24 protein-coding genes and 1 tRNA gene are annotated in these 24,840 nt (G+C 69.4%); 15 read left to right on the top strand and 10 right to left on the bottom strand.

Translation table 11 applies throughout. From position 1 onward, the window contains the following. Positions 1–192 precede the first annotated feature (192 nt). From CCN37_RS20285 to CCN37_RS20275, 3 genes are all read left to right on the top strand, one after another. Positions 193–456, top strand: a complete 264-nt coding sequence (locus CCN37_RS20285) for a hypothetical protein (protein WP_086823355.1) — start codon at positions 193–195, stop codon at positions 454–456. Between the two features lie 10 nt (positions 457–466). Further along, positions 467–796 carry a hypothetical protein gene (locus CCN37_RS20280; RefSeq protein ID WP_030427917.1) on the top strand — a complete coding sequence of 110 codons (330 nt, stop codon included), beginning with the start codon at positions 467–469 and terminating at the stop codon, positions 794–796. A 1,151-nt stretch (positions 797–1,947) separates the two neighbouring features. Further along, positions 1,948–2,562 carry a TetR family transcriptional regulator gene (locus CCN37_RS20275; RefSeq protein WP_246843172.1) on the top strand — a complete coding sequence of 205 codons (615 nt, stop codon included), beginning with the start codon at positions 1,948–1,950 and terminating at the stop codon, positions 2,560–2,562. A 9-nt stretch (positions 2,563–2,571) separates the two neighbouring features. Here the strand turns inward: CCN37_RS20275 and CCN37_RS20270 are convergent, their stop codons facing one another. Next, positions 2,572–3,780 carry an amino acid deaminase/aldolase gene (locus CCN37_RS20270; protein ID WP_086823349.1) on the bottom strand — a complete coding sequence of 403 codons (1,209 nt, stop codon included), beginning with the start codon at positions 3,778–3,780 and terminating at the stop codon, positions 2,572–2,574. 89 nt (positions 3,781–3,869) lie between these two features. Between CCN37_RS20270 and CCN37_RS20265 the strand changes: the two genes are divergently transcribed. Next, positions 3,870–5,192, top strand: coding sequence for a D-arabinono-1,4-lactone oxidase (locus CCN37_RS20265; RefSeq protein WP_086823347.1), 1,323 nt, complete (start codon positions 3,870–3,872; stop codon positions 5,190–5,192). A 30-nt stretch (positions 5,193–5,222) separates the two neighbouring features. On the opposite strand, the gene CCN37_RS20260 is transcribed toward CCN37_RS20265, so the two are convergent. The 3 genes from CCN37_RS20260 to CCN37_RS20250 form a co-directional block, all read right to left on the bottom strand. Continuing rightward, complete coding sequence (locus CCN37_RS20260; RefSeq protein WP_086823344.1) at positions 5,223–5,846, bottom strand: hypothetical protein; 624 nt, start codon at positions 5,844–5,846, stop codon at positions 5,223–5,225. 397 nt (positions 5,847–6,243) lie between these two features. Next, entirely contained in the window at positions 6,244–7,725 is a 1,482-nt protein-coding gene (locus CCN37_RS20255) for a family 43 glycosylhydrolase (RefSeq protein WP_086823341.1), read from the bottom strand. Between the two features lie 286 nt (positions 7,726–8,011). Next, a tRNA-Leu gene (locus CCN37_RS20250) sits at positions 8,012–8,094 on the bottom strand. Positions 8,095–8,295: 201 nt separating this feature from the next. On the opposite strand from CCN37_RS20250, the gene CCN37_RS20245 reads away from it, so the two are divergent. The 8 genes from CCN37_RS20245 to CCN37_RS20210 all read left to right on the top strand — a co-directional run bounded on the left by CCN37_RS20245 (position 8,296) and on the right by CCN37_RS20210 (position 18,360). Next, entirely contained in the window at positions 8,296–9,567 is a 1,272-nt protein-coding gene (locus CCN37_RS20245; RefSeq protein ID WP_086823338.1) for a DUF3662 and FHA domain-containing protein, read from the top strand. Between the two features lie 50 nt (positions 9,568–9,617). Beyond that, positions 9,618–10,079 carry an FHA domain-containing protein gene (locus CCN37_RS20240; protein WP_030427910.1) on the top strand — a complete coding sequence of 154 codons (462 nt, stop codon included), beginning with the start codon at positions 9,618–9,620 and terminating at the stop codon, positions 10,077–10,079. Then, complete coding sequence (locus CCN37_RS20235) at positions 10,076–11,479, top strand: PP2C family serine/threonine-protein phosphatase (RefSeq protein ID WP_086823335.1); 1,404 nt, start codon at positions 10,076–10,078, stop codon at positions 11,477–11,479. Before CCN37_RS20240 ends, CCN37_RS20235 begins: the two co-directional genes overlap by 4 nt. After that, positions 11,479–12,942, top strand: coding sequence for an FtsW/RodA/SpoVE family cell cycle protein (locus CCN37_RS20230; RefSeq protein WP_086823332.1), 1,464 nt, complete (start codon positions 11,479–11,481; stop codon positions 12,940–12,942). Before CCN37_RS20235 ends, CCN37_RS20230 begins: the two co-directional genes overlap by 1 nt. Next, positions 12,939–14,408, top strand: coding sequence for a penicillin-binding protein 2 (locus tag CCN37_RS20225; RefSeq protein ID WP_086823329.1), 1,470 nt, complete (start codon positions 12,939–12,941; stop codon positions 14,406–14,408). The genes CCN37_RS20230 and CCN37_RS20225 overlap by 4 nt, the downstream gene beginning before the upstream one ends. A gap of 3 nt (positions 14,409–14,411) precedes the next feature. Further along, entirely contained in the window at positions 14,412–15,872 is a 1,461-nt protein-coding gene (locus CCN37_RS20220) for a serine/threonine-protein kinase (protein ID WP_086823326.1), read from the top strand. 71 nt (positions 15,873–15,943) lie between these two features. Further along, positions 15,944–17,872, top strand: coding sequence for a Stk1 family PASTA domain-containing Ser/Thr kinase (pknB, locus tag CCN37_RS20215; RefSeq protein ID WP_086823322.1), 1,929 nt, complete (start codon positions 15,944–15,946; stop codon positions 17,870–17,872). A gap of 86 nt (positions 17,873–17,958) precedes the next feature. Beyond that, positions 17,959–18,360, top strand: a complete 402-nt coding sequence (locus tag CCN37_RS20210; RefSeq protein ID WP_086823319.1) for a nuclear transport factor 2 family protein — start codon at positions 17,959–17,961, stop codon at positions 18,358–18,360. 28 nt (positions 18,361–18,388) lie between these two features. On the opposite strand, the gene CCN37_RS20205 is transcribed toward CCN37_RS20210, so the two are convergent. From CCN37_RS20205 to CCN37_RS20190, 4 genes are read right to left on the bottom strand one after another with little or no spacing between them, the layout of a single operon-like run. Continuing rightward, positions 18,389–19,033 carry an aminodeoxychorismate/anthranilate synthase component II gene (locus CCN37_RS20205; protein ID WP_086823414.1) on the bottom strand — a complete coding sequence of 215 codons (645 nt, stop codon included), beginning with the start codon at positions 19,031–19,033 and terminating at the stop codon, positions 18,389–18,391. Positions 19,034–19,047: 14 nt separating this feature from the next. After that, entirely contained in the window at positions 19,048–19,203 is a 156-nt protein-coding gene (locus CCN37_RS40005; protein WP_086823316.1) for a hypothetical protein, read from the bottom strand. A gap of 2 nt (positions 19,204–19,205) precedes the next feature. Beyond that, on the bottom strand, positions 19,206–20,489 hold the full coding sequence (locus CCN37_RS20195) for a class E sortase (RefSeq protein ID WP_086823313.1): 1,284 nt from the start codon (positions 20,487–20,489) through the stop codon (positions 19,206–19,208). Then, on the bottom strand, positions 20,486–21,220 hold the full coding sequence (locus CCN37_RS20190) for a DUF881 domain-containing protein (protein WP_086823310.1): 735 nt from the start codon (positions 21,218–21,220) through the stop codon (positions 20,486–20,488). The genes CCN37_RS20195 and CCN37_RS20190 overlap by 4 nt, the downstream gene beginning before the upstream one ends. Before the next feature lie 151 nt (positions 21,221–21,371). Here CCN37_RS20190 and crgA point away from each other — a divergent pair, with 151 nt between their 5' ends. After that, on the top strand, positions 21,372–21,638 hold the full coding sequence (gene crgA / locus CCN37_RS20185) for a cell division protein CrgA (protein ID WP_086823307.1): 267 nt from the start codon (positions 21,372–21,374) through the stop codon (positions 21,636–21,638). Between the two features lie 239 nt (positions 21,639–21,877). Next, entirely contained in the window at positions 21,878–22,312 is a 435-nt protein-coding gene (locus tag CCN37_RS20180; RefSeq protein ID WP_086823304.1) for a PH domain-containing protein, read from the top strand. Here CCN37_RS20180 and CCN37_RS20175 read toward each other — a convergent pair. After that, positions 22,298–23,194 (bottom strand): rhomboid family intramembrane serine protease, encoded by an 897-nt coding sequence (locus CCN37_RS20175; protein WP_086823301.1) that lies wholly within the window; start codon positions 23,192–23,194, stop codon positions 22,298–22,300. The two genes, CCN37_RS20180 and CCN37_RS20175, sit on opposite strands and share 15 nt — an antisense overlap. Positions 23,195–23,204: 10 nt before the next feature. After that, complete coding sequence (locus CCN37_RS20170; RefSeq protein WP_086823411.1) at positions 23,205–23,759, bottom strand: peptidylprolyl isomerase; 555 nt, start codon at positions 23,757–23,759, stop codon at positions 23,205–23,207. Positions 23,760–23,846: 87 nt separating this feature from the next. Between CCN37_RS20170 and CCN37_RS20165 the strand changes: the two genes are divergently transcribed. Next, positions 23,847–24,653: a hypothetical protein gene (locus CCN37_RS20165; protein WP_086823298.1), complete on the top strand. Its 807-nt coding sequence runs from the start codon at positions 23,847–23,849 to the stop codon at positions 24,651–24,653. Positions 24,654–24,840: the final 187 nt, after the last annotated feature.

Genomic DNA, 24,840 nt, shown 5'->3' with positions numbered 1-24,840 from the left:
ATCCTCGCGCGCCGGTGAAGTGCTGATCGCCCGCGCTGAGCGGTCTGACCGGTCTCCTGATCGGTCCGACCGAAGTTGAGATGCCGCTCACCGTGGAACTGACGCCGATCGGCGCTGAAAGTCCCCGTTCCGGTTCGACTCCCCCCAACCTTAGTTCCTGTAAGTGAACGAACACGGAGGGACACCGGGACCGTGGAACTGGCCGAGCAGACGGGAACCGCCACCGGCGGCAGCAAGCCCGTCACGCCCGCCTCGGCCGCCAGGAACGGTTCTCGTCGCGAGTGGCTGATCGGCTGCCGCGACGTGGCGAACCGGCACCGGAGCCTCACCGTGGTCGTCGAGCAGAACCGAGTTCTCCTCGTCGGACCCCCCGGCGAGACCGCGGTGCTGTGCCAGGGCGAGGTATCCCAGCTCAGGTCAGCTCTGCGCGAGGCCGCCGAGCAGGCGGAAAGGTGACGGTGGAGCTGTGGACGAGATTCTGGGTCAGGTGCTGCGCAACGCGGTTTGGGAGCGGCTCGACATGCTCACCGAGCTGGCCGACCGCGCGGACGCCCCGTCCCTGTTGTCCGTAGCCCGCTCCGAACTGCCCAGGCTCACCGAGGGGTGGCGCGCCATGCTCGCCGCCCACGAGCCCGACGAGCGGGGCAACTGCCCCGAGTGCTCGACCCGTTGGCGCCAGCAGAAGGCACCGTGTTCGGTGTGGCGCGCGGCTTACGAGCACCTCGTCGCCGGCGGCCTCGCGCCACGTCCTGCCAGGCACCTCCGCACGGCTCAGCCCGTGGCGAAGGTGTCCTAGGAGAGGACACACGGCGGTCCTGTCGAGCCGCGCCCCCCGAGCGCAGGCGCCAGGAGACCGCCCCGTGGCTGGTGGTCCGGGTCCGGGCGAACCCCCGACCGACTCGGACCTGGACCGCCGGGCCACACGTCAGAACACGGCCGCACGGCCGGACAACTCAACAGACCTCCGCGGGCCGGTGCCGATAAGCACTCCCCCCTCCCCCCGACCGGCACCGGCTCGCGGAATTCCAACTCCCGTCCCCCGCAGTAAGGGAAGAAACCCGGCGCTCACCTCCCGCGAGCGCCGGGTTTTTCTCTGCCGTCATTGTTGGTCAGATGACCAGTAGAATTCGCGGCGGCTCGATGGGGCCGGTTCTTCGGAGCCGGGTGGTCGTCAATTCGCGCCGAACAACGGCCTTGCCACCCCCGCAAAGCGTCACCGAGGGCACTCGAACGGAGACGGTGCGTTGCACGTTTCGGGGAGCGCCGACGCTCGGCGCCTTCCCGAGCACCGCCACCCATTCGGTCCTACAGCTCGCCGCCTTGTCCCCCATTCGAGTGAACCTTGCCGTTTTTACGGGGGATAGTCGCGTATGGGCTTCCTATACGACCGTTTAGTTGCGCCACGCCGTGTAACCGATTCACGAGTGACACCGCCTCCGGAGGGCCGTGCCGTAGCCGACCGGTCGGTCAGGTAGCGCGCCGGGTACCCGAAAGTAACAGCGGGTATAGCAGCCCGTATCTGAAATTCGTTGCGATCTTGATCGTAAAAGCCGAGGCAGCAGACCTTAAGGAAACCCTGTTTCCCTACCGGCGCCGTCGACCAGGAGATGGACTCTGGGTAACCGGCGAAGGCCTTGACACGCTTAGGAAAGATGACGTCGAGGTAACGGTGTTGGTGATCACAGGGGGTGTCCCTGTGGTTTCCTCGTGCGTCAGACCCCTTGTGAGAGCAGAGGTTCTTCCAACCGCACGGACCGCCCGTACCGCTCGGACCGGCTCCTCCACCTGATCGGCGGAAGAACACCGGGCTCCGAGGGAAGACGCCGGGAAACTAGTGGGACGACTGGACCGGCCACCACACACGTCCATACGGCGGCGTGTCCGGAGAACGAGGACAGCGACCCTGTCCCCGCTCCGGCCGCCTGAGCCCCCAAGTTAGGAGTAGCCGTGCCCGCCGACGTCACACCGCTGCGTCGCCGTCCAGTGCAGCAGCGCAGTGCGCGCAGGGTGGAACGAATGCTGGACGCCTGTGCCGACCTGATCGCCGAGGTCGGATACGACGGGGTCACCACGACCCTGATCGCCGAACGAGCAGGCGTCGCGGTCGGCTCGCTGTACCAGTTCTTCCCCGACAAGCGCGCTGTCGTGCAGGCCCTCACCCTGCGCAACCTCGACCGCTTCATGAACGAGGTCGGTCAGCGCTTCGCGGAGCAGCAGCTCACCGACTGGTGGCAGGTCGTCGACTCGGTCTTCGACATCTACGTGTCGATGCACCGCGACCTGCCCGCGTTCCGCAAGGTCCACTTCGGCGACGTGATCGACCCGCACCTGATGGACGAGCAGCGGGACAGCAACACCGTGATCGCCGAACGGTTGTCCACGCTCATCACCGAGCGCTTCGGTTTCCCCGACAGCCAGGTCGTCACCCCGATGGCCGTGGCCATAGAGGCCGCGGACAGCGTGCTGAAGCTGGCCTTCCGCCGGGACCCGGACGGCGACGCCGTCCTGATCTCGGAGGCCAAGGAACTGATCAGGGACTACCTCTCCAAGCGCATCGGCTGAACCGCCACCTCAGCCGAAGCAGCGTCGCTCACCGCGGTACGTAGGCACCGTGGTGAGCCCGCCGGAGTCGAGTAGATGGAACTGGGCGAACCGCTCGGCGAGCTCACCGGCCTTGGCGTGCCGGAACCACACCCGGTCGCCAACGGTCAGCTCGTCCGCGACAGCGCCCAACAACGGGGTCTGCACCTCACCGGCCGCCTCTGTGCCGGTGAGTCGCAGGCCCTGCGGCAAGTACGGGGTCGGCAGCCGGTCGCTGCCGACCGGCCCGGAGGCGAGGTACCCGCCGCCGAAGACGGTGGCCACACCGCTGGCGGGCCTGCGCACCACCGGCAGCGCGAACAGCGCGGCCGGGCGCAGCCGGAACGCCTGGTAGGTGTCGAACAACGTCGGAGCGAGCAGGCCGGACCCCGCGGCCAGCTCGGTCACCGCCTCCTCGGTGGAGGTCCGCTCCAGGCTCCCGGTGCCACCCCCGTTGACGAACTCCAGCGGGGCGAGCGCCCGGATCGCGGCGACGGCGGCGGCCCGCCGCTCAGCCAGCTCGGCGAAGGAGCGGCGTTGCATCATCCGGACAGCGGCCGCCCGCACCGGCTTCCCGCGCGGGGCGTCACCGAGCCCGGCGATCTGGGCCTCGTAGGCCATCACGCCGACGAGCGTGAACCCCGGGCGCCGCAACACCTCCCGCGCCAACCTCGCGGCCTCCAGCGGGGTGTGCGCCGGCGAGCGCCGAACGCCGACGTGCAGCCAGTCCTGACCGATGCCGGCCAGCGGGCGCCAGGACGCGTCCAGCTCGATGCAGACCCGGATGTCCGGGTGCCCGGCGTCGAGCGCGTCGGTGACGAGGTCCAGCTGCGCCGCGTCGTCGACCATGATCGTGATCGCGGCCCGCGCGGCGTCGTCCTTGACGAGCGCGCGCAGCGCCCCCCGGTCGGCGGTCGGGTAGCCGACGAGGACGTCGTCGGTCAGCTCCGTCTCGAACAGCCACAGCGCCTCGGACAGCGAGTAGGCCATCACCCCGGAGAAGCCCGGCATGGCCAGCACCTGGCTCAGCAGGTCACGGCAGCGGACCGATTTGCTCGCCACCCGGATCGGGCGGTCGTTGGCCCGCCTGAGCAGCTCCTGGGCGTTCGAGCGGAACGCTTCGAGGTCGACCAGTGCGAACGGCGGATCGAGCTCGACGGTCGCCGAGTCATAACGCGCGCGCAGTCCGTTGATAGCCACGTTATGCACGGTAAGGCCAGAGCCTTGATAGACGAAAGCGTTTCACGTAATTTCGGCGGCACCCGTGATCTCCGCGACGGAGGGTAGTGATGCGCACACGCTCTGCCCCTGCCACCTGGACGAACTGGGCGGGCACCGCCACGGCTCGCCCCCGGCACACCTTCCGCCCCCGTGACACCGAGGAGATCGTCGAGGCCATCCGCACCGCCGAGCGCGAGGGCCTGCCCGTGCGGCCGGTCGGCAGCGGGCACTCCTTCACCGCCATCGCGGCCACCGACGGCGTCGCGATCGACCTCGCCGCGTGCTCCGGAGTGGTTTCCGCCGACACCGCGACCGGTCTGGTGCAGGTGCACGCGGGGACGACGCTGAAGCAGCTCAACGCGGACCTGGACCGGCTCGGGCTGGCCATGACCAACCTCGGCGACATCGACCGGCAGACCGTCGCGGGCGCGATCTCCACCGGCACCCACGGCACCGGCGCGCGCTTCGGCGGGCTGGCCACCCAGGTCGCCGCGCTGGAGCTCGTGCTGGCGGACGGTTCGGTGCTGCGCTGCTCGGCGGAGGAGAACCCGGAGGAGTTCGCGGCGGCGCGGGTCGGGCTCGGCGCGCTGGGCGTGCTCAGCTCGGTGACCCTGCGCTGCGAACCGGCCTACGCGCTGGAGGCCAACGAGTACCCGGCTCCGCTCGAAGAGGTCCTTGAGCGCTTCGACGAGCTCGCCGAGGGCAACGACCACTTCGAGTTCTACTGGTTCCCCTACGGCAGCAAGGCGCTCGTCAAGCGGAACAACCGGCTCCCGGCCGGCGCGGAGTGCGAGCCGCTGAGCCCGGCGCGGAAGTTCTGGGAGTACCAGGTGATGGAGAACCTGGCCTTCGGCACGGTGTGCCGACTGGGCCGGGCGGTGCCGGGCCTCGTGCGGCCGCTGAACCGGCTGTCCTCGGAGCTGCTGTCCCCGCGCTCCTACAGCGACCGCTCACACCGCGTCTTCGTCACCGAGCGCCAGGTGCGCTTCGTGGAGTCCGAGTACGCGATCCCGCGCGAGTCCGTCTGCGACGTGCTGCGCGAACTGCGAGCGGCGCTACCGGGCCTGGAGCACCCGGTGATGTTCCCCGTCGAGGTCCGCGTGGCCGCGGCCGACGACGTCTGGCTGTCCACCGCGCACGGCAGGGACAGCGCCTACATCGCCGTCCACCAGTTCGTGGGCATGCCGCACCGGCATTGGTTCGAGGTGTTCGAGTCCGTGGTCGCGGCCGTCGGCGGCCGTCCGCACTGGGGCAAAATGCACGGGTGCGACGTTGAAATACTTACCGGTCGGTATCCGAAGTTCGACGAGTTCCGCCGGGTGCGGGCGAAGCTCGACCCGACGGGCCGATTCCGCAACGCCTACCTCGATCGGGTTCTCGGGGAAATCTGAGGGATCGTCGGCGTCGCGGAGGGAAACAATTCAGGCGGGCACGGTGGCGAGCAGCTGCTCGTACACCATTTCGTGCATCCAGCGGATCATGGATTCCTGCAGGTCCATTGCGGGCTGCTCGGCGCGGGCCGGCATGGCGAGCTCGACCCCGTCGCGCTCCTCGGCGGTGGCGACGGCGACGCCGTACTGCCGGGCCCGCATGAGGCAGTTGAGGAGGAAGTCGTCAGCGCCCGCGACCGTGGAGGGGACCACGACGGCCGCGTTGGTGAACCTGGCGAAGGGCACGACCGATGTCAGCGCGCTGCGCCAGTGCCTGGAGACCGCCAGCACGCCAACGATGCGCACGGCGGTGGGGGGAACGCGGCCGGCCATCTCGGGCCAGACCCAGGTGGAGACGGTGGTGCGGTCGGTGACCGGCGGCGCGCCGAGGCACACGCGCTCGGCGTGCTCGGCGGTCAGCAGCTCGGCGACCACGATCACCTTGCGACCCAGCAGGGTCATCGGGGGCAGCATGATGCCGCGCCAGCCCAGCAGCTCAGCGGCCTGCGCCGCGAGGTGCTCAGCGGGAGCTGGTAATTCGACCGGGGGGACGGCCCGGGTGGGCAGGACGTGGAAACCTCCGTCGACCGCCGTCTGCCCAGTAGTGCGGCTCACGCGCTTCGCCTCCCCTCGGCTTTCACCGCGTGATTCCCGCATTCACACCCTGCGCCGGAATCAGCGGCTGCATTTGTTTGCAGTAACTGGAGTACCAGGACCGCGGGTGCGACGTATCTACGAAACCGGGGGTGCTGCGACCGGCGGCCCGGCGCGAGCGGTGACCGGTCGGTGAACGGCATTTCGACTTCAGTCCGGCTGTGCGGCCGTTCGTGTGAGCAGCGGGGCACTTCGTCCGCCCACAGACGAAAAGCAGGTCAGGGCTTCCGCAGCCCATTCCGGCGGTGATTGGTCCACAGCGCGACGGCGCCGGTGGAGGAGTTTCCCCACCGGCGCGCGTCGGTCAACCGTTCACCGGCCACGACGAACCGGTCGTCGTGGCGTGGATCACTCCCGGCTACCTCGGGAGCGGAATCCCCTGGTGGATGTAGGTGGGGACGCCCAGCACCGGCAGCCCAGCCGCGTCGAAGGACATCGGCTGGATGCGGACGCTGCGGCCCGGCCAGCCCGTCCCCGGGTCCATGTTGGCGTGGTAGACGATCCACGGGCTGCCGCCGATCGTCACGAAGCCGTGGTGGCCCGGCGAGGTCGCCGTGTGCACGCCGGAGAAGACGCTGCCGCCGGACTTCGTCCACGCCGCGGGGTTCATCGGGTCCCCGTCGAGGGTGAGCCTGCCGAGGCAGTAGTCGTTGGTGAAGCTGCCGTTGGCCGAGTAGACCACCGAGAGCCTGCCGTTCGGCGCGACGATCGGCTGCGGCCCCTCGTTGATCAGGATGCCGAGCCCGTTGGGCAGGGTCTCCCACGGCTGCGTCGGCGAGGAGATCCGGACGCGGTCGCCGATCGGCGTCATCGGGTCCTGCATCCGCGCGATGTAGAGGTGCTGCACCCGGTTCGCGCTCTGGCTCTCCCAGCCCGACCACAGGTAGTAGTCCTTGCCCTGGTGGGTCAGGTAGACGCCGTCGATGGCCCAGGTGTCGCCAGGCAGCTTCTGCTCGCCGAGGAAGTCGTAGCGGCTGGTGATCTCCGAGGTGGTCGACCGCAGCGCGTACATCCGGTGGGTGTGCCCGCCGGAGCCGTCCTGCCCGGTGAAGAAGATCCACCAGCGGTCACCGATCCGCTGCAGCTCCGGCGCCCAGATCTCCTTGCACGCCACGGCAGGGCAGGCGGGGTTGCGCCAGACCACGTGCGGCGTCGCGGTGCGCAGGCCCTCCACCGTGCTCGCCTGGCGGATGACGATGTCGTCGTCGTTGTAGAAGTCGCCCTGCACCAGGTTGTACTGACCGTTGTGGATCACCATGCTCGGGTCGGCGCCCGCGTTGAGGATCGGGTTGTAGAACCGGCCGGTGATCCACGGCGCCGCCGTGTGGAAGGTCGCGTCCTGGCGGAAGAGCTCGCCGCCGTCGTAGTCGTTGAGCTTCAGCAGGCCGAAGGCGTGCCGCAGGTAGGCGTTGGGGAACTGCAACGCCCGCAACGAGAAGCCGTTGGCGTCGGCCAGCCCCGGCACCTTGCAGAAGGTCGCGTCCTGGCGGAAGCCGAAGTCCTCGGAGTAGCGCTCCAGCACCACCTCGCCGTTGCGGTGCCGCAGGTAGTGGTTCTTGTAGTTGCGCGCCTCCAGCGAGAGGCAGTTGCTGCTGGCGAGCCCCGGCCGCAGCTCCCAGGTCGCGTCCTCCTTGACCAGGTCCGCGCTGTTCGGGAAGACGTCAGCGATGCGCCCCAGCCAGTCCGCGTGCCGGAAGTGCGCGTTCGGGAAGTTGTGCGAGCGGATCGACACCACTTCACCGGCCGCGGCCCGTGCCGGCGGAGCGGTACCGGGCAGACCCGCGACGCTCACCGCCAGCGCGGCGACCAGTACGACGAGACGAGATCCCCAACCACGCATGGTTCCCCCAGGTGCGCGCAGTGACCCAACCTCTCCAGGGTAGTGACCTGTCTCACCCGCGTACCAGATTGAAGAATCACGATTACCCACGTGTCCCGACCAAGGACCTCGGAGCACCTCGCCCGCAGAACCAGAAACGTGAAACCGAAGCTGGTGCCCACCCGCAGGGACAACGCTGGTTCGCCAGGAGCACGCACCGTAGGGGCTTGGGGGAGTCGCTCCCCCAACGTCGTGGACACACGAAAAAGGCGAGCGCTCTGTGCGAGCGCTCGCCTTCGTTCGTGGGTGGGCAAGGGGGGAGTTGAACCCCCACGTCCTTTCGGACACACGGACCTGAACCGTGCGCGTCTGCCATTCCGCCACTTGCCCGGAACTGCTGTTCATTTGTCGTGCTCTGTGGTGCGGCGGAAGCCTAGCACGCACCCCCGGGTGGGTTGCAAAACGCCCCCTGTGCCCCCTGGAGGACCCGGATACGATCGAAGGGAAGAAGCGCTCGGCCGAGGAACGGAGGACCATGGTCAGACGTCCTAGGACCGATGCTTCGAGGAACACATCACGTGGAGGGTTGCCGTGGGCCTGCAGCGCTTCGAGCGCCGCTTGGAAGGTGTGATCGGCAATACGTTCGCGCGCGTGTTCGGAGGCAAAGTCGTACCGCAGGAGGTGGCGCAGGCCCTAGAGCGAGAGGCCGACGACAACATCAAGGAGCTCGCCGGAGGGCGTCTGCTCGCTCCCAACCACTACGTCGTCAGACTGGGCCCAGCCGACTTCGACCGACTCGCTTCGGATGAACAGCGAGTGAGCCAACTGCTCGCGGACTGCATCAACGAGCATCTGGCCGAGCACGGGTGGGATACATACGGTGACGTCGTAGTCTCCATGGAGCGTTCTGAGACGCTGCACACCGGACAGTTCCGTACCAGCTCGTCAGTCGACCCAGACGCAGCGCCGACCCGACGGCCGGCACCACCTCGTACCGCAGGAGACCGACCCATGAGCCAGCCACCCGGCCAGTACCCCGAGGGCGACCGGTACGCCCAGCAGCCCCCACCGCAGCAGGGTCAGTACGGCTACGACCAGGGCTACGGCCAGCAGCAGCAGGGCCAGTACGGACAGGACCCCAACTACGGTCAGCAGCAGCCCCAGCAGGGCGGCTACGACCCGAACTACGGCGGCCAGTACGGCTACGACCAGCAGCAGCAGGGCTACGGCCAGCAGCCGCAGCAGCCCGGCTACGACCAGCAGCCCCAGCAGGGCGGCTACGACCAGGGCTACGGCCAGCAGCCCCAGCAGGGCGGTTATGACCAGGGCTACGGCCAGCAGCCGCAGCAGGGCTACGACCAGGGCTACGGCCAGCAGCAGCCCCAGCAGGGCGGCTACGGCCAGCAGGGCTACGACCAGGGCTATGGCCAGCAGCAGGGCTACGACCAGGGTTACGGCCAGCAGCCGCAGCAGGGTGGTTACGACCAGGGTTACGGCCAGCAGCAGGGCGGCTACGACCAGGGCTACGGCCAGCAGGGGTACGCCCCGCCCGCCGTGGGTGGCGCTCCGCGCCAGCTGACCGCGACGCTGCAGCTGGACGACGGGTCGAACCGCAACTACACGCTGAAGCAGGGCTCCAACGTGATCGGTCGCGGCCAGGACGCGGATTTCCGCCTTCCGGACACCGGCGTGTCGCGCCGCCATTTGGAGATCACCTGGGACGGTCAGAACGCCATGCTGGCGGACCTGGGTTCCACCAACGGCTCCACGGTGAACTCCAACCCGGCGCAGGCGTGGCAGCTGGCCGACGGTGACGTGATCCGCATCGGCCACTCCTCCCTGGTGTTCCGCGCCCAGGGCTAGACCCCACTCCACGACGACGCGGTCGCACGAGGCAGGAGCGAACACAACAGGTGCCAGATCTGGTGATGCAGCTGACCAGAGCAGGGTTCCTTGCCCTGCTCTGGTTGTTCGTGTTGGCTGCGCTGCGTGTCGTCCGCTCCGACCTGTACGCCGCATCCGGCATCCGGGTCTCCATGCCAGGGTTCCGCCGCTCCTCCGGGAAGCAGCAGGCCCGAGGCAAACAACCTCGTCAGCTCGTCGTCACGCACGGGGCGCTGGCGGGAACCAGGATCTCCCTCGACGGGCGGCCGATCTTGATCGGCCGCGCGGACGACTCGACCGTGGTGCTCGACGACGACTACGCGTCGACGCGGCACGCCCGGTTGTCCCTGCGGGGCACCGACTGGTACGTCGAGGACCTGGGCTCCACCAACGGAACATATCTAGACCGGGCGAAGGTCACGGCACCCGTCCGGGTCCCGCTCGGCGTACCGATCCGTATCGGTAAGACGGTGATCGAGCTGCGTTCATGACCCTCGTCCTTCGTTATGCGGCCCGGAGCGACCGGGGCTTGGTGCGTTCCAACAACCAGGACTCCGTGTACGCGGGCCCCCGTGTGCTCGCGCTCGCAGACGGCATGGGCGGCCATGCCGCCGGTGAGGTCGCGAGCAAGGTCGTCATCGCCGCGATGGCCCCCCTCGACGACGACGAGCCGGGCGACGACCTCATCAGCCAACTCCGGGATGCGGTGATCGCGGGCAACGCGGCCATCTCGGAGCTCGTGCAGACCGACCCCGAACTGGAGGGCATGGGCACCACGCTCACCGCCGTCCTGTTCGCGGGCAACAAGCTCGGCCTCGTCCACGTCGGCGACTCGCGCGCGTACCTGCTGCGCGACGGGGTGTTCTCGCAGATCACCCACGACGACACCTTCGTCCAGTCGTTGATCGACGAGGGCCGGATCACCGAGGAGGAGGCGACCACCCACCCGCAGCGCTCGTTGTTGCTGCGCGCCCTGACCGGGCACGAGGTGGAGCCGAGCTTCGCGATCCGGGAGGCGCGGGCCGGCGACCGGTTCCTGCTGTGCTCCGACGGCCTCTCCGGGCCGGTGAGCCAGGAGACCCTCGACGACGCGATGCGCATCCCCGATCCGCAGGCGTGCGCCGACCGGCTGATCGAGCTGGCGCTGCGCAGCGGCGGACCCGACAACGTCACGTGCATCGTCGCGGACGTGGTCGACGTCGACTACGGCGAGAACGACCCGATCGTCGGCGGTGCGGCCGGTGACGGCAGCGAGGACCCGCCGCCGCCGGACACCCCGGCGGCCAGGGCCAGCGCGATCAACCCGCAGCGCAACAACGCGCCGCAGCGGCGGGCGATGGACACTCCCCCGCCGCCGAGGCGCAGGAGCAAGCTGCGCGGGTTCCTGATCACGCTCGTGGTGCTCGCGCTGCTCGCAGGCGGTGGCTTCGTGCTCCGGTGGTGGGTGCTCCAGCAGTACTACGTCGGGGTCAACGAGCAGGAGAAGGTCGCGATCTTCCAGGGCCTGCGCGGCGATGTGCTCGGCTTCAAGCTGCAGCGCGAGGTCGAGGGCTCCTGCGCGCCCGACGCGGCCCAGCCGTGCGAGGAGGTCTCGTTGAAGGACCTCAAGAACCTCGGCAAGGACCTGGTCCGCAACGGCATCACCAACGAGAACGTCGAGGGCATCGAGGGCGCCAGGATGGCGGTCCGCAGGCTGCGGCTGGACTGGCTGCTGCCCGTCTGCCCGGCCGGTGGGACCGGCCAGGTGCCGCCGCCCAACAACGGCGGGACGTCGGTGCCGCCGACCACGACGACCCAGGCCGACCCGGGCAACCCGCAGGACCCGAACGGCCAGCAGCCGTCACCGATCCCGAAGCCGACGCCGGGTGTGGACTGCCGGACGGTGGGCTGATGGGGCGTCCGGCAACCGGAACCAACCCCAGCCTGGGGCCGGTCAGCACGCCGCAGGCACCCCAGGTCCAGACGCGGCGCGGCACCGAGCTGGCCATGCTCGGTTTCGCCGCCGGTCTGGTGACCCTCGCTCTGGCGATCTCCGACGCCAACCAGGAGCAGGAGCTCACCAGGCAGATCCTGTACTACGGCGCGGCGTTCATGGCCCTGTTCGGGCTGGCGCACCTCGCGGTGCGCAAGTGGGCGCCGTACGCGGACCCGCTGATCCTGCCGTGCGTCGCGCTGATCAACGGGCTCGGTCTCGTCATGATCAACCGCCTCGACCCCGCGGTGATCCAGCGGGCCAAGGACCTCCAGCGGTTCGTCCCGTCGGAGTCCGCGCCCAAGCAGGTGGTGTGGACGGCGGCGGGCCTCGTGCTCTTCGCCGTGGTGATGTGGCTGGTCAAGGACCACCGGATGCTGGCGAAGTACGGCTACACCGCCGGTCTCGTCGGCCTGGTCGCGCTCGCGCTGCCCGGTCTGCTGCCGTCCAGCCTCTCCGAGGTCAACGGCGCCAAGATCTGGCTGCGGCTGCCCGGCATGTCGATCCAGCCGGGTGAGTTCGCCAAGATCCTGCTGCTGATCTTCTTCGCGGCGTTCCTGGTGTCCAAGCGCGACCTGTTCATGGCCGCCGGGCGCAAGTTCGCCGGCATGGAGCTGCCGCGCGCCCGCGACCTCGCGCCGCTGCTGGTGGCGTGGGCGCTCTCGGTCGGCGTCCTGGTGCTGGAGAAGGACCTCGGCACCTCGCTGCTGTTCTTCGGCATCGTGCTGGTGATGCTCTACATCGCGACGGAGCGGGTGGCCTGGCTGGTCATCGGCCTGTCGTTCTTCATCGGCGGCTGCCTGGTCGCCTACCAGCTCTTCGGTCACGTGCAGACCCGCGTGCAGACCTGGCTCGACCCGTTCGCCGACTACTTCGGCAAGGGCAACCAGATCAGCCAGTCGCTGTTCAGCCTCGGCACCGGGGGGCTCGGCGGAACGGGCATCGGCGCCGGGCGGCCGGAGCTGGTGACCTTCTCGCAGAGCGACTTCATCATCGCCGCGATCGGCGAGGAGTTCGGCTTCATCGGCCTGGCCGCGCTGCTGATCCTCTACCTGCTGCTGGTGATGCGCGGTCTGCGCAGCGCGCTCGCGGTCCGCGACACCTTCGGCAAGCTGCTCGCGGGCGGCCTGGCCTTCGCGGTGTGCTGGCAGGTGTTCATCGTCGTCGGCGGTGTCACCAAGCTGATCCCGCTGACCGGTCTGACCGCGCCGTTCCTCTCCCACGGCGGTTCGTCGCTGATCGCCAACTACGCCGCCATCGCGCTGCTGCTGCGGATCTCCGACGCCGCGCGCCGACCGGCTCCCCTCGCCCCCAAGGGCCCCAAGCCCCAGCAGGCACCGATCGCAGAGGCCAGCACCGTGCTCGTGGAGCGTCCGACATGAACACTCCCCTGCGCCGGGTCGCGCTCGCGATGATGGGCATGATCGTCCTGCTGCTGGCCAACGCCACCTACGTGCAGGTGATCAAGGGCGACGACTACCGCAACGACCCGCGCAACCAGCGGGTGCTCTACGAGGAGTACTCCAGGGAGCGCGGCAAGATCATCGTCGCCGGTGGCGGGGTGATCGCCACCTCCGAGGAGACCAACAACAAGCTGCGCTTCCTCAGGAAGTACCCGAACGGCCCGGCCTACGCGCCGGTCACCGGCTTCTACTCGGTGAGCTATGCGCCCACCCAGCTGGAGAAGGCCGAGAACGCGATCCTCAACGGCTCCGACAGCGCGCTGTTCGTGCGCAGGCTCTCCGACCTGATCACCGGGCGGGACCCCAAGGGCGCCAACGTCGAGACCACGATCAACCCCAAGGTCCAGGAGGCCGCGTACAAGGCCATGACGGACAAGGGCTTCACCGGTTCGGTCGTGGCGCTGCGCCCGGACACCGGCGAGATCCTCGGCATGGTCAGCACGCCGTCCTACGACCCGAACCGGATCGCCACGCACGACTCCTCCGCCCGGCAGAAGGCGTGGGTCGAGCTCAACGACGACAAAGACAAGCCGATGCTGAACCGGGCGATCTCGGAGAACTACCCGCCGGGCTCGACGTTCAAGCTCGTGGTCGCCGCCGCGGCGCTGGAGAACGGGCTGACCAAGGACCACCAGCTCACCGCGGCGCCCAACATCCAGCTGCCTGGCACGAAGACGAAGCTGGAGAACTTCGACGGCAACCGCTGCGGCAGCGGCCAGACGGCCTCGCTGGAGGAGTCGCTGGCCCGCTCGTGCAACACCGCGTTCGCGGAGCTGGCCGGGCAGCTCGGGGAGACCAAGCTGCGCCGCCAGGCGGAGAAGTTCGGCATCGGCCAGCAGGACCTCAAGATCCCGATGGGCGTTGTCGGCTCCTCGCTCGGCGACATCCCGGACGACGCGGCGCTCTTCCAGACCGGCATCGGCCAGCGCGACGTGAAGCTGACCCCGTTGCAGGACGTCATGATCGCCGCGACGGTCGCCAACGGCGGCATGCGGATGGAACCGCAGCTGAAGAAGCGGATCGTCACCCACGACGTGAGCGTGCTCTCCGAGATCGACCCGAAGCAGGCCGAGCGCGCGATGTCCGCCAGCTCAGCCGAGACGCTCAAGCAGATGATGATCAAGTCCGAGGAGCGCACCACCGGCCCCGGCAAGATCTCCGGCGTCACCATCGCCTCCAAGACCGGGACGGCGGAGCACGGGGCCAACCCGAAGCTGACCAAGCCGCACGCCTGGTACGTGGCCTTCGCCCCCGCCGACAAGCCGAAGATCGCGGTCGTCGTGATGGTCGAGGACGGTGGCGACCGCGGCCTCGAGGCCACCGGTGGTTCCGTCGCGGCACCGATCGGCCGCGCGGTGATCCGCGCAGGGCTGGAAGGTGGCTGAGTCGTGCTCACCTCCGGCCAGTTGCTCGCCGACCGCTACCGGCTCGGCAGGCGCATCGCCGTGGGCGGGATGGGTGAGGTCTGGGAGGCGGCCGACACGCGGCTGGACCGCAGGGTCGCCGTGAAGGTGCTCAAGGCGGAGCTCTGCGGGGACGCCGAGTTCCTGCACCGCTTCCGCAGCGAGGCGCGGATGACGGCCTCGCTGAACCACCCGGGCATCGCCTCGGTGCACGACTACGGCGAGACCGCCGCGGTGCCGGACGGGCCCGAGGACACCGCCTACCTGGTGATGGAGCTGGTCGAGGGTGAGCCGCTGGCCACCATCCTCGCCAAGGAGGGCAGGCTGGCCGCCGACCGCACGCTGGACGTGCTGGAGCAGGCCGGTGAGGCGTTGCAGGCCGCGCACGAGCGCGGGTTCGTGCACCGCGACGTGAAGCCCGGCAACATCATGGTCACCCCGGCCGGGAAGGTGAAGCTCACCGACTTCGGCATCGCCAAGGCCGCCGACGCCGCGCCGGTGACGCGCTCCGGCATGGTGATGGGGACGGCCCACTACATCGCCCCCGAGCAGGCGCTCGGCGGTGAGGCCGAGCCGGCGAGCGATGTGTACTCGCTGGCGGTCGTCGGCTACGAGTGCCTCGCCGGGCACCGGCCGTTCCTCTCCGACAACGCGGTGACCGTGGCGATGATGCACATCAGGGACGTGCCGCCGCCGCTGCCGCCGGACGTGCCGCACCACGCCCGCGTGCTCGTCGAGGCGACGCTGGTCAAGGACCCGTGGCAGCGCTACCGCAGCGGCGGTGAGTTCGCCAGCGCGGTCGCCGCGATCAGGGCCGGGCTGCCGCTGCCGAGGCCGTCGACGCACGGCATGTCCAGCGCGGCGCCCACCCCGGTGACCGGAGTTCCGGTGATGTCGGCGCCGGTGATGCCGCCGTCACCGCAGCACGGTCTCCACCAGCTCCCGCCGCAGCACGGCGGTACCCCGATCGGTGGGCAGGCGATGATCTCGCTCGGCCCCGCGCACGGTGGCTACGCGCCACACGGAATGCCCTTGCCGCCTGGCGGGAAACCCCGCAGGATCGGGCTCTGGGTGGTGATCATCCTGCTCCTGCTCGCGCTGATCGGTCTGAGCGTGTGGCTGCTGCGCGAGCCCGTCCACCCCCGGATGACGCTGGACAGCGCCACCCAGGGCGGTCAGCGGTCGAGCACCACCCACCCCACGCGCGACAACGGATCGCGACCGGGCACTCTGGTGAGGCTCGACGCCAGCGAGTTCGTGGACCGGCCGGCAAGTGAGGCAGTTGCCAAGCTGACCCGGTTGGGCTTTGACTCTGTCACCCGGAACGAGTTCGGTCACCAGCCAACCGATCCGAGCCGGTGCACCGTCACACAGATGGTGCCCTCCGGTGAGGTGCGGCCCGGGGAGCGGATCACACTCAGTTGTGAATCTGAGCCGGGCGGCTAACGCGTGTCGGGTCGAGGACAGACAGTAAGCATGATGAGAAGTTTCTTGACGAGGAGTGGGACGACGCACCGATGAGCACTCCGCGACTGCTCTCCAACCGCTACGAGCTGGGTGAGACGCTCGGCTACGGCGGCATGTCGGAGGTCCACAAGGGCAAGGACGTCCGCCTCGGCCGCGACGTGGCGATCAAGGTGCTGCGCGCCGACCTCGCCCGCGACCCCCAGTTCCAGATCCGCTTCCGACGCGAGGCCCAGAACGCCGCGTCCCTGAACCACCCGGCGATCGTGGCCGTCTACGACACCGGCGAGACACAGACGGAGCACGGACCGCTTCCGTACATCGTCATGGAGTTCGTCGACGGCAAGACGCTGCGCGACATCGTGAAGACAGAGGGGCCGCTGCACGCCCGCAGGGCCATGGAGGTCATGGCCGACGTCTGCGCGGCGCTGGACTTCAGCCACCGGCACGGCATCGTGCACCGCGACGTGAAGCCCGCCAACGTGATGATCACCCGTGGTGGCGCCGTCAAGGTGATGGACTTCGGCATCGCGCGCGCCGTCGCGGACGGCCAGGCAGCCGTCACGCAGACCGCCGCGGTGATAGGAACGGCGCAGTACCTCTCGCCCGAGCAGGCCCGCGGCGAGTCCGTCGACGCCCGCAGCGACGTCTACGCGGCCGGTTGCGTGCTCTTCGAGCTGATGACGGGGGAACCGCCGTTCACCGGTGACTCCCCCGTCGCGGTGGCCTACCAGCACGTGCGCGAGGAGCCGAAGCCCCCGTCCTCGCTCAACCCGCAGATCCCCCAGGTCCTCGACGCCATCGTGCTGAAGGCGATGAGCAAGAACCCGGCCAACCGCTACCAGTCCTCCGGCGAGATGCGCGGCGACCTGGTGCGCGTGCTCTCCGGCCAGCGGCCGATGGCGCCGATGGTGATGAGCGAGGACGAGCGCACCGCCATGATGTCGTCCCGGGGTTCCTCGGCGACCGAGGTGCTCAGCGCCGGACGGCACCGGCCCAACTCGCTCTCCGACGACGATGACGACGACCGCGACGCCAAGCGCAAGCGGGCCACCCGGATCGCGCTGCTCACCGGCCTGTTCGTCGCGGTGCTCGCGCTGACCGTGTGGATCTCCAGCCTGTTCTTCGCGCCGAGCAGCACCGACGACGTCACCATCCCCGTCGACCTCAAGGCCATGTCGCAGGGTCCGGCCGAGAGCAAGCTCAAGGAACTGGGTCTGAAGCCGGTCTCCGACATGGTTCCCTCGGGCGGCAACGAGATCGGCAAGGTCCTCGGCAGCTCCCCCGAGCCCGGCACGAAGGTCAAGAAGGGCTCGGAGGTCCGGATGCGGATCGGCAGCGGGCCGGACCGGATCACGGTGCCGTCACTGACCGGCAAATCGCGGGACGACGCGGAAAAGCTGCTGAAGGAGGCCGGTCTCGTGCTGAACGCGACCACCGACTCGCAGCCCACCGACGAGAGCTCGCAGGTGGACAAGGTGGTCAAGCAGACGCCGGAACCGGGCACGTTCGCGGCGCGCGGCGACTCGGTGAAGATCACCCTCGGCAAGCTCCAGGACAAGTCCACGATCCAGGACGTGCGCGGCCAGGACATCAACTCCGCCAAGTCCACGCTCGCGGAACTCAAGTTCACCAACATCGAGGTGAAGTACGAGAGCTCGGCGGAGGACAAGGACAAGGTCATCGACCAGACCCCGCGCACGGGCAAGATCGCCCAGAACATGAAGATCACGCTGACCGTGTCCAAGGGCGATCAGTTCAAGATGCCGAACCTGGAGGGCAAGACGCCCAACCAGGCGGAGAACCTGCTGCGCCAGAACTACGGCTGGACCGGGACCCTCAAGCAGACCCCGGTCTCCCCGGACAACCCGTGGGACCTGGGCAAGATCCAGGACCAGACCCCGTCCAGCGGGCAGTCGGTCAGCAAGAACGCCACGATCGACGTCCAGGTGGGCGCTATCGGAACGTCCAGCACGCGCTGAGGCGCGCCGCAGACGGCGGAGGGCCCGGTCCACATCGTGGATCGGGCCCTCTTCTTTCGCCGGGTTGCTCGTAGTCTCTGCAGACCATGGACGACCATGCCGTGCTGCGTGCCAGGGCGACCGTGGAGCGCTACCTGGAACTGCTCGCCGCCGCGGACGTCGACGGGGTGATCGCCCTGTTCACCTCGGACGGCACCGTGGTCTCCCCGCTGTACGGCACGCTGCCCGCGTCGCGGTTCTACCCGAAGCTGGTCGCCGACACGCAGCGCTCGGAGATCGAGCAACAGGACCTGTACGTCTCCGTGCGGGACCCGCGCCGGGTCGCCGTGGAGTTCCGCTACGGCTGGACGATGAGCGACGGCACCAGGACGAGCTTCGACTGCGTGGACACGATCGAACTCGACGACGTCGGCCGGATCGTGCAGCTGCGGATCATCTACGACACGCATCCGCTGCGGGCGGCGTGGGCGGCGATCCGGGGCACGTGAACCACTGGGTTCACGTGAAACATCAGCTTCAGGCGGGAGCGGCCGAGGCGGCGAGCGCGCGCATGCCCGACTCCAGCTCGCGGACCCTGGCCTCCTCGACGGGGTGACCGGCACCGGCCATCCAGTTCGCCAGCATGCGGTGACCGCCCTCGGTGAGCACCGACTCCGGGTGGAACTGCACGCCGTGCAGCGGGAGTTCGCGGTGGCGCATGGACATCACGATGCCGGTCTCGGTGCGACCGGTGACCTCGAACTCGTCGGGGATGGTGTCCTCGCGGACGGTCAGCGAGTGGTACCGGGTCGCGGTGAACGGATTCGGCAGCCCTTCGAGGACGCCGACGCCGTCGTGCAGCACCCGGCTGGTCTTGCCGTGCAGCAGCTCCGGCGCGCGCTCCACCGTCGCGCCCCACGCCGCGCCGAGCGCCTGGTGGCCGAGGCAGACGCCGAGCATCGGCAGTCGCGCGTCGGCGCAGCGCCGGATCACGTCCATGCTCGACCCGGCGCGCTCCGGGGTGCCGGGACCGGGGCTGACCAGGACGCCGTCGAAGTCGGTGATCCGCTCCACCTCGACCGCGTCGTTGCGCTGGACGACGCACTCGGCGCCGAGCTGGGCGAGGTACTGCACCAGGTTGTAGACGAAGCTGTCGTAGTTGTCGACGACGAGAACGCGCACGGGGAAACCCACCCTCATCCAGTGGTGACTTGGTTGAACGGGAGCCGCGGTTCGATCCACGGGAACACCACGAACAGCAGCAGCGCGACCACCGCGGAGACCAGCAGCAGCGCCTCGAAGATCCGCACCGGGAGCGGTCCGGGCAGGTGGCGCCAGATCCAGCCGTACATCGCTAGCTCTCCTGCATCTCGGGCGGCAGTTCGCCGGGCTTGGCGGGGTCCTTCTTGTACTGGTGGGTGAGCACGCCGTGCACGATCAGCCGCTGCCGCGCGGAGAACCGGGGGTGGCAGGTGGTGAGCGTGATCAGCGAGGCCTGCTGGCCCGAGGGCAGCTGCGCGTCCGGTCGGTTCGGCACGGGCGCGATGACACCGCTCTGGCTGGGCAGCACGATCTCCTGGCCGACGGTCTTGCCGTAGGCGCCGCCGTCGGCCGCGGTGGTGCGCAGGGTCCCGACCCGCTGGCACTTCTGGTCGGCGGCCTTGCTCTTGTCCCAGTCCTTGACCTGGTTGGACTTCGGCATCATCCGGTAGACGAACCAGCTGTCGGAGGTCTCCACCACGATGGCGTCGCACGGGTCGAGCAGGTCGATGTCGTTGAACGGCGCGCCCTTGCCGACGCGGTGCCCCGCGACCGCGAAGTTGCCAGGCTGCCCGGGGAAGGCCGTGCCCTTGTAGTGGCCGGGACCCACCTCGAGGATCTTGTCGGTGGTGCCCTCGAGCACGGTGTAGACGTAGTCGGCGCCGAACTTCGGAATCCGGATCTTGGCGAAGCCCTCGCCGTCGCCGACCTGGAACTGCGTCTTGCGCTGCGGGTCCTCCTGGCCCTTCCACCGGTCGTCCAGCGCGACCGTGGCGTCGGACTGCTTGCCAGCGGAGAGCCAGTCGGTCACGTAGACCTCGTAGAAGACGAACAGCAGCACCACGAGGCCCGCGGTGATCAACAGCTCTCCGATGGAGCGCACGACGACGCGCCCGGTCTCCTTCGGCTGCTCCTCCGGCGGCTTGGCCGGGGGTTCGTCGGGTTCCTCGGCTGCGGCGACCACGGCCGCGGCGGCGATGACGTCCTCAGGAGGCTGTTCGACCTCCGTGGTCTCCTCGTCCACCACGCGCGGGATGTGCCGCGTCGGCTGGTCGTCCTCGATCAGCCGGGCGGGCCGCCTCGGCGGTTGCGGAGGAGGCGGCGGCAGTGTGGCCCGCACGCGCGGGATCGGCTGCGTCGGCGGCTCATCCGGCTGCGGCGCGCGCACTGGCTGAGCCGGGCGCGGGGTCGGCTGCGGGTTCTGCCTCGGCGGCGGTCCCTGGGGCCGAGCGCCGGGAGGCGGGCCCTGCGGTCGGGCGGGCGGCGGCGGGCTTTGCGGAACGGGCGCGCCGGAAGGCGGGGTCTGGGGATGGGCCTGGTCGCGCTGGTAGCGCGGAACCGGCCGCTGCCCCGGGGACGGGGGCGGGTTCGTACTCACCGCGGCACCTCCTGCGCCTTGTCCAGCCGCAACGGCCCGGTGTAGCCGGGCACGCCGATCGCCTCGCTCGCCGAGACGCGGTAGCCGAGGCCGTAGACCTGGGCGTACTGACGGAACAGGCGCACCCCCGGTTCCGCGTCCAGTGCCGCGCTCATGCGTTCCGTGTCCCCGATCGCTCGTACAACGTAAGGCGGAGAGTACGTGCGTCCGTGCAAGAGCAGTGTGTTCCCGATGCACCTCACAGCCGAGGTGCTCACCAACCGCTGGTCAGCGACCGAGACCGCTTCCGCTCCCCCCGCCCACAGCGCGTTGAGCACGCTCTGCACGTCGACCTGGTGCACGACGAGCGAGTCCGGGTCCACGTCCTTGGGGTAGCGGCCGTCCGGCCCGCGCGGGGCGTCGGTCAGCCGCACCGCGACTCCGGGACCGGTCAGCGGGCTCAGCCCGACGCGGGCGCCGAGCCGGTCAGCGAGCCTGCGCGCCTCGGAGACCCGCTGGTCCGAGCCCTCCTGCGCGAGGCTGAGCCGGTCGAGTTCCGCACGGAGCGCGGCGAGACGCTGCTGCGCCCCGCTGACGTCGGACTCCGCTTCGCGCACCACCCCGGACAGTTCCGTCGTCCTGCCGCCCCTGAGGTCGTAGCCGTCCGAGGCGTTGCGGCTCACCGCGAACAACAGGCCGGTGACCAGGCACACCGCTGGCACGGCGAACCGCCAGCCGTCGAGCCTGCGCACCCGGCCCTCCCGTTCCTTCGGCTGCGGTGACCACAGAGGTAGTTCGCTAACCCAGGCGGTTACGTTAACGTGTTCACAGGGCCGGGGCCGGATTGTGCGGACCCCGGAAACGCCCGGTAACCGGCCGGTCGAGGAGCACGCGAGGACGAGAATGCCTAAGTCCAAGGTCCGCAAGAAGGACGTGTACACCGCACCGCCAGACCGGCGCACGCCGGTGAAGGTGCGGGGTGCCGGCCCGTCACACCCCGTGTACGTCGTGGTGATGCTGGGCATGATGCTGCTCGGTCTTGCCTGGCTGGTGGTGAACTACCTCGCTGGTCAGCAGATCCCGGTGATGCAGGACCTCGGCTCGTGGAACTTCGCCGTCGGGTTCGCTCTGATGATCACCGGCCTGCTCATGACGATGCGCTGGCGCTGACCACCCCGGCCGGCAGGCCGATCGCGCTGTCGAAACGGCCCGGACACCACGGTGTCCGGGCCGTTCGCCGTCCCGGGGTCCGGGCTCCGGAAGGACACGGCTGTAAGTTCATCCCCACTGGGGACAACTGCTGTGGATAACTCGCCGGGGCGTCCACTGGATAGCCGGTCTCGGTCGGCCCCGAGGCACTAGATGATGTGGTTACCGAGACCGCAACACGAACTCTGGGAGACGGTCGGATGAACGACGCAGGCGCCACCGGGCCCCGGAACTGGTCCGCTCCCGCCGTGGTGGTCGGTGCCGGCTGGGTGCTCTCCGCAGGCGCTCTGACCTGGATCTTCCTCGCTCGCGACACCCCGACGCAGGTCTTCGCGACGGTGGCCGCGGTGCTGTTCGGCTTCGCCGCGCTATTCGGAACGGTCGCCCGGCCGAGGCTCGCCGCCGACGCCGACGGCATCACCGTTCGCGGGCTGACCGGGACGCGCTCGTGGAGCTGGGCCGAGCTGACCCCGCGCCTGCACAGCTCGCGCAGGTTCGGCAGGACCAGCACGGTCCTGGAGATCGACGTCCAGACGCGGGACGGCGCCGAGACCCTGCTGGTGTTCACCAGGCTGGACCTCGGCGCCGATCCGGTCGACGTCACGAAGGAACTGCTCGGGCTAGCCGCCCAGTAGCAGCGCCTGCAACTCGTTGTAGCGGTAGAGCGTGAGCCCGGCCAGGACGACGGTGGTCGCCGCGAACGCGCCGAGCTGCCACAAGCGGCGCTGCTTGGCTGGCGCGTAGAGCATCGCCGCCATCAGCGCGGCTCCGACCACGAACCCACCGGCGTGGGCGAGGAAGGAGATGTTCGGGACGCTGAAGGTGATCGCCACGTTCAGCGCGATCACGCCGAGCACCGGCCCGATGTTGAGCTTCAGCTTGAGCACGGCCACCAGGAGCCCGCCGAGCAGGCCGTAGATCGCGCCGGAAGCGCCGACCGCCGCGGTCATCGGCGAGTCGAAGAGCATGATCGCGACCGAGCCGCCGAGCAGCGACAGCACGTAGCTGGCGATGAAGCGCCCCCGGCCGAGCAGCAGCTCCAGGTCCCTGCCGAGGAACCACAGCGCGAGCATGTTCACGCCGAGGTGGGCGACGCCGTCGTGCAGGAAACCGTTGGTGACCAGCCGCCACCACTCGTCGGTGGCGACCAGGACGGGTCGCATGAACCAGTCGAGGAACAGGTCGGAGCCGTCGTAGTTGGTCATGATGCTGCCCGACTGCACCGCGGTGATCACGAAGACCACCACGTTCAGCGCGATCAGCACCGGAGCCACGATCGGCTTGCTGACCAGTTCGGCGCCCGCGACCGTGACCGGGCGCCGCACGTCGCGGTTGCCCTCCCGGACGCAGTCGACGCACTGGTAGCCGACCGAGGCCTCGCGCAGGCACTCCGGGCAGGCGGGCCGCTCGCACCGCGTGCAGCGCAGCCCGGTGGGCCGGTCGGGGTGCCGCACGCAGCCCGGCAACGCGGGCTGGCCCCCGTCCGGCCCCGTCGGTGGGGACGGTGGAACCGTCATGCCGGTCCGCTCAGTCCTCGGTGATCTCGACGGTGACGCTGTCCAGCGTCACGTCGGTCAGCGGCTTGTCGCCCTGGTCGGTCGGCACCTTGGCGATCGCGTCGACGACGGCGCGCGAGTCGGCGTCGGCCACCTCGCCGAAGATGGTGTGCTTGAAGTTCAGCCAGGTGGTGGGCCCGACGGTGATGAAGAACTGCGAGCCGTTGGTGTTCGGCCCCGCGTTCGCCATCGCCAGCAGGTAGGGCTTGCTGAAGGAGAGCTCCGGGTGGAACTCGTCGGCGAAGCGGTAGCCGGGGCCGCCGCGGCCGGTGCCAGTCGGGTCGCCCGCCTGCAGCATGAAGCCGTCGATGATGCGGTGGAAGATCGAGCCGTCATAGAACGGTCCGGTCGTCTCGCCCTTGGCGTTGTTCTCCCTGTACTCCTTCGTGCCCTGCGCCAGGCCGACGAAGTTGCTGACCGTCTTCGGCGCATGGTTCGAGAAGAGGTTCAGCCGGATCTCGCCGTGCGAGGTGTTCAGGGTGACCTTCACGGTCTTGCCCACGAGGGATTCGTTGCTCTCAGCCACCACGCCATCGTGCCATCCACGGCGAGTTCGCGTGGGAAGGGGCAGGATTGGGTATGGCTGTCCACAGGCGTGTCTTGGAGGAGTGCCATGGACGAGGTGAAGACCATGTCCCAGGCCGGCGAGAAGGTCGGCAGGGCGATGGGTACCGGCCTGAAGGCGGCGCGTGTGCGCACGGAGAAGGCCGCTGAGCAGGGCATCAAGGTGTCGAAACGTGCGTTGGCGAAGGCGGAGAAGAAGTTGGCGAAGCGCGGACTGACCCCCGAGAAGATCCAGGCCAGCGTCGCTGACACGGCCGAGGACCTCGGAAAGCGCGGCCGCAAGGCCCGCAAGCAGCTCGGCAAGCGGAGCAAGGCCGCGCGCAAGGAGTTCAAGGCGGCCCGCAAGGAGCTGCACAAGACCACCACGGCGGCCTACAAGGACCTCGCGGCCAAGTTCGCGAAGGAGCAGCCGAAGAAGCGGCGCAGGTGGCCGGTGGTCCTGCTGCTGCTCGGCGGCATCGGTGCGGCCGTGGCGACGGTGCTGTCCAAGCGCCCTGAGCAGGTCGCGCTGCACGAGGAGGTCGAGGACCAGCCCCAGCCGCCGCAGCAGCAGCCCCAGCAGCACCGGCCGCTGCCGCAGCAGGGCTACCAGCAGCAGCCGCTGCCCCCGGCCAACGGGGAGCCGATGCGGCTGCGCCCGCCGATGCCCGCCGGGACGACCGCCTTCGGCAAGAGCAGCGGCTCCGGCCTGGCCCGCTGGGTGATCCCGGTGCTCGCCGTCGTGGCCGTCGCCGTGCTGGTGCTCGTGGTGGTGCTGATCGTCAACGGCGGCGCGGAGAACACCGAGAACCCGATCCCGCCGACCCCGAGCGTCTCGCGCGGCCTGCCGACCAAGGTGCCGACGGTCACGCGCTAGCTTGCACTCGCCCCCTCCGAGTGCTAAACCTGCATTAGCACTCGCTACCGGTGAGTGCTAAGAGGTCGGGACGGTGAGTCCGGGAAGAACCGGGCGTCCGTCGCGGGCACCGAGCCTGGCCACGCATCGTGTCATCCATGCACCGGAGGACTACGCCGCAATGGCCAAGATGATCGCGTTTGACGAG

It is taken from the genome of Allokutzneria sp. NRRL B-24872 (assembly GCF_002155965.1).
Taxonomy (GTDB): domain Bacteria; phylum Actinomycetota; class Actinomycetes; order Mycobacteriales; family Pseudonocardiaceae; genus Allokutzneria.
This window is presented reverse-complemented; position numbering and strand designations above follow the sequence as displayed.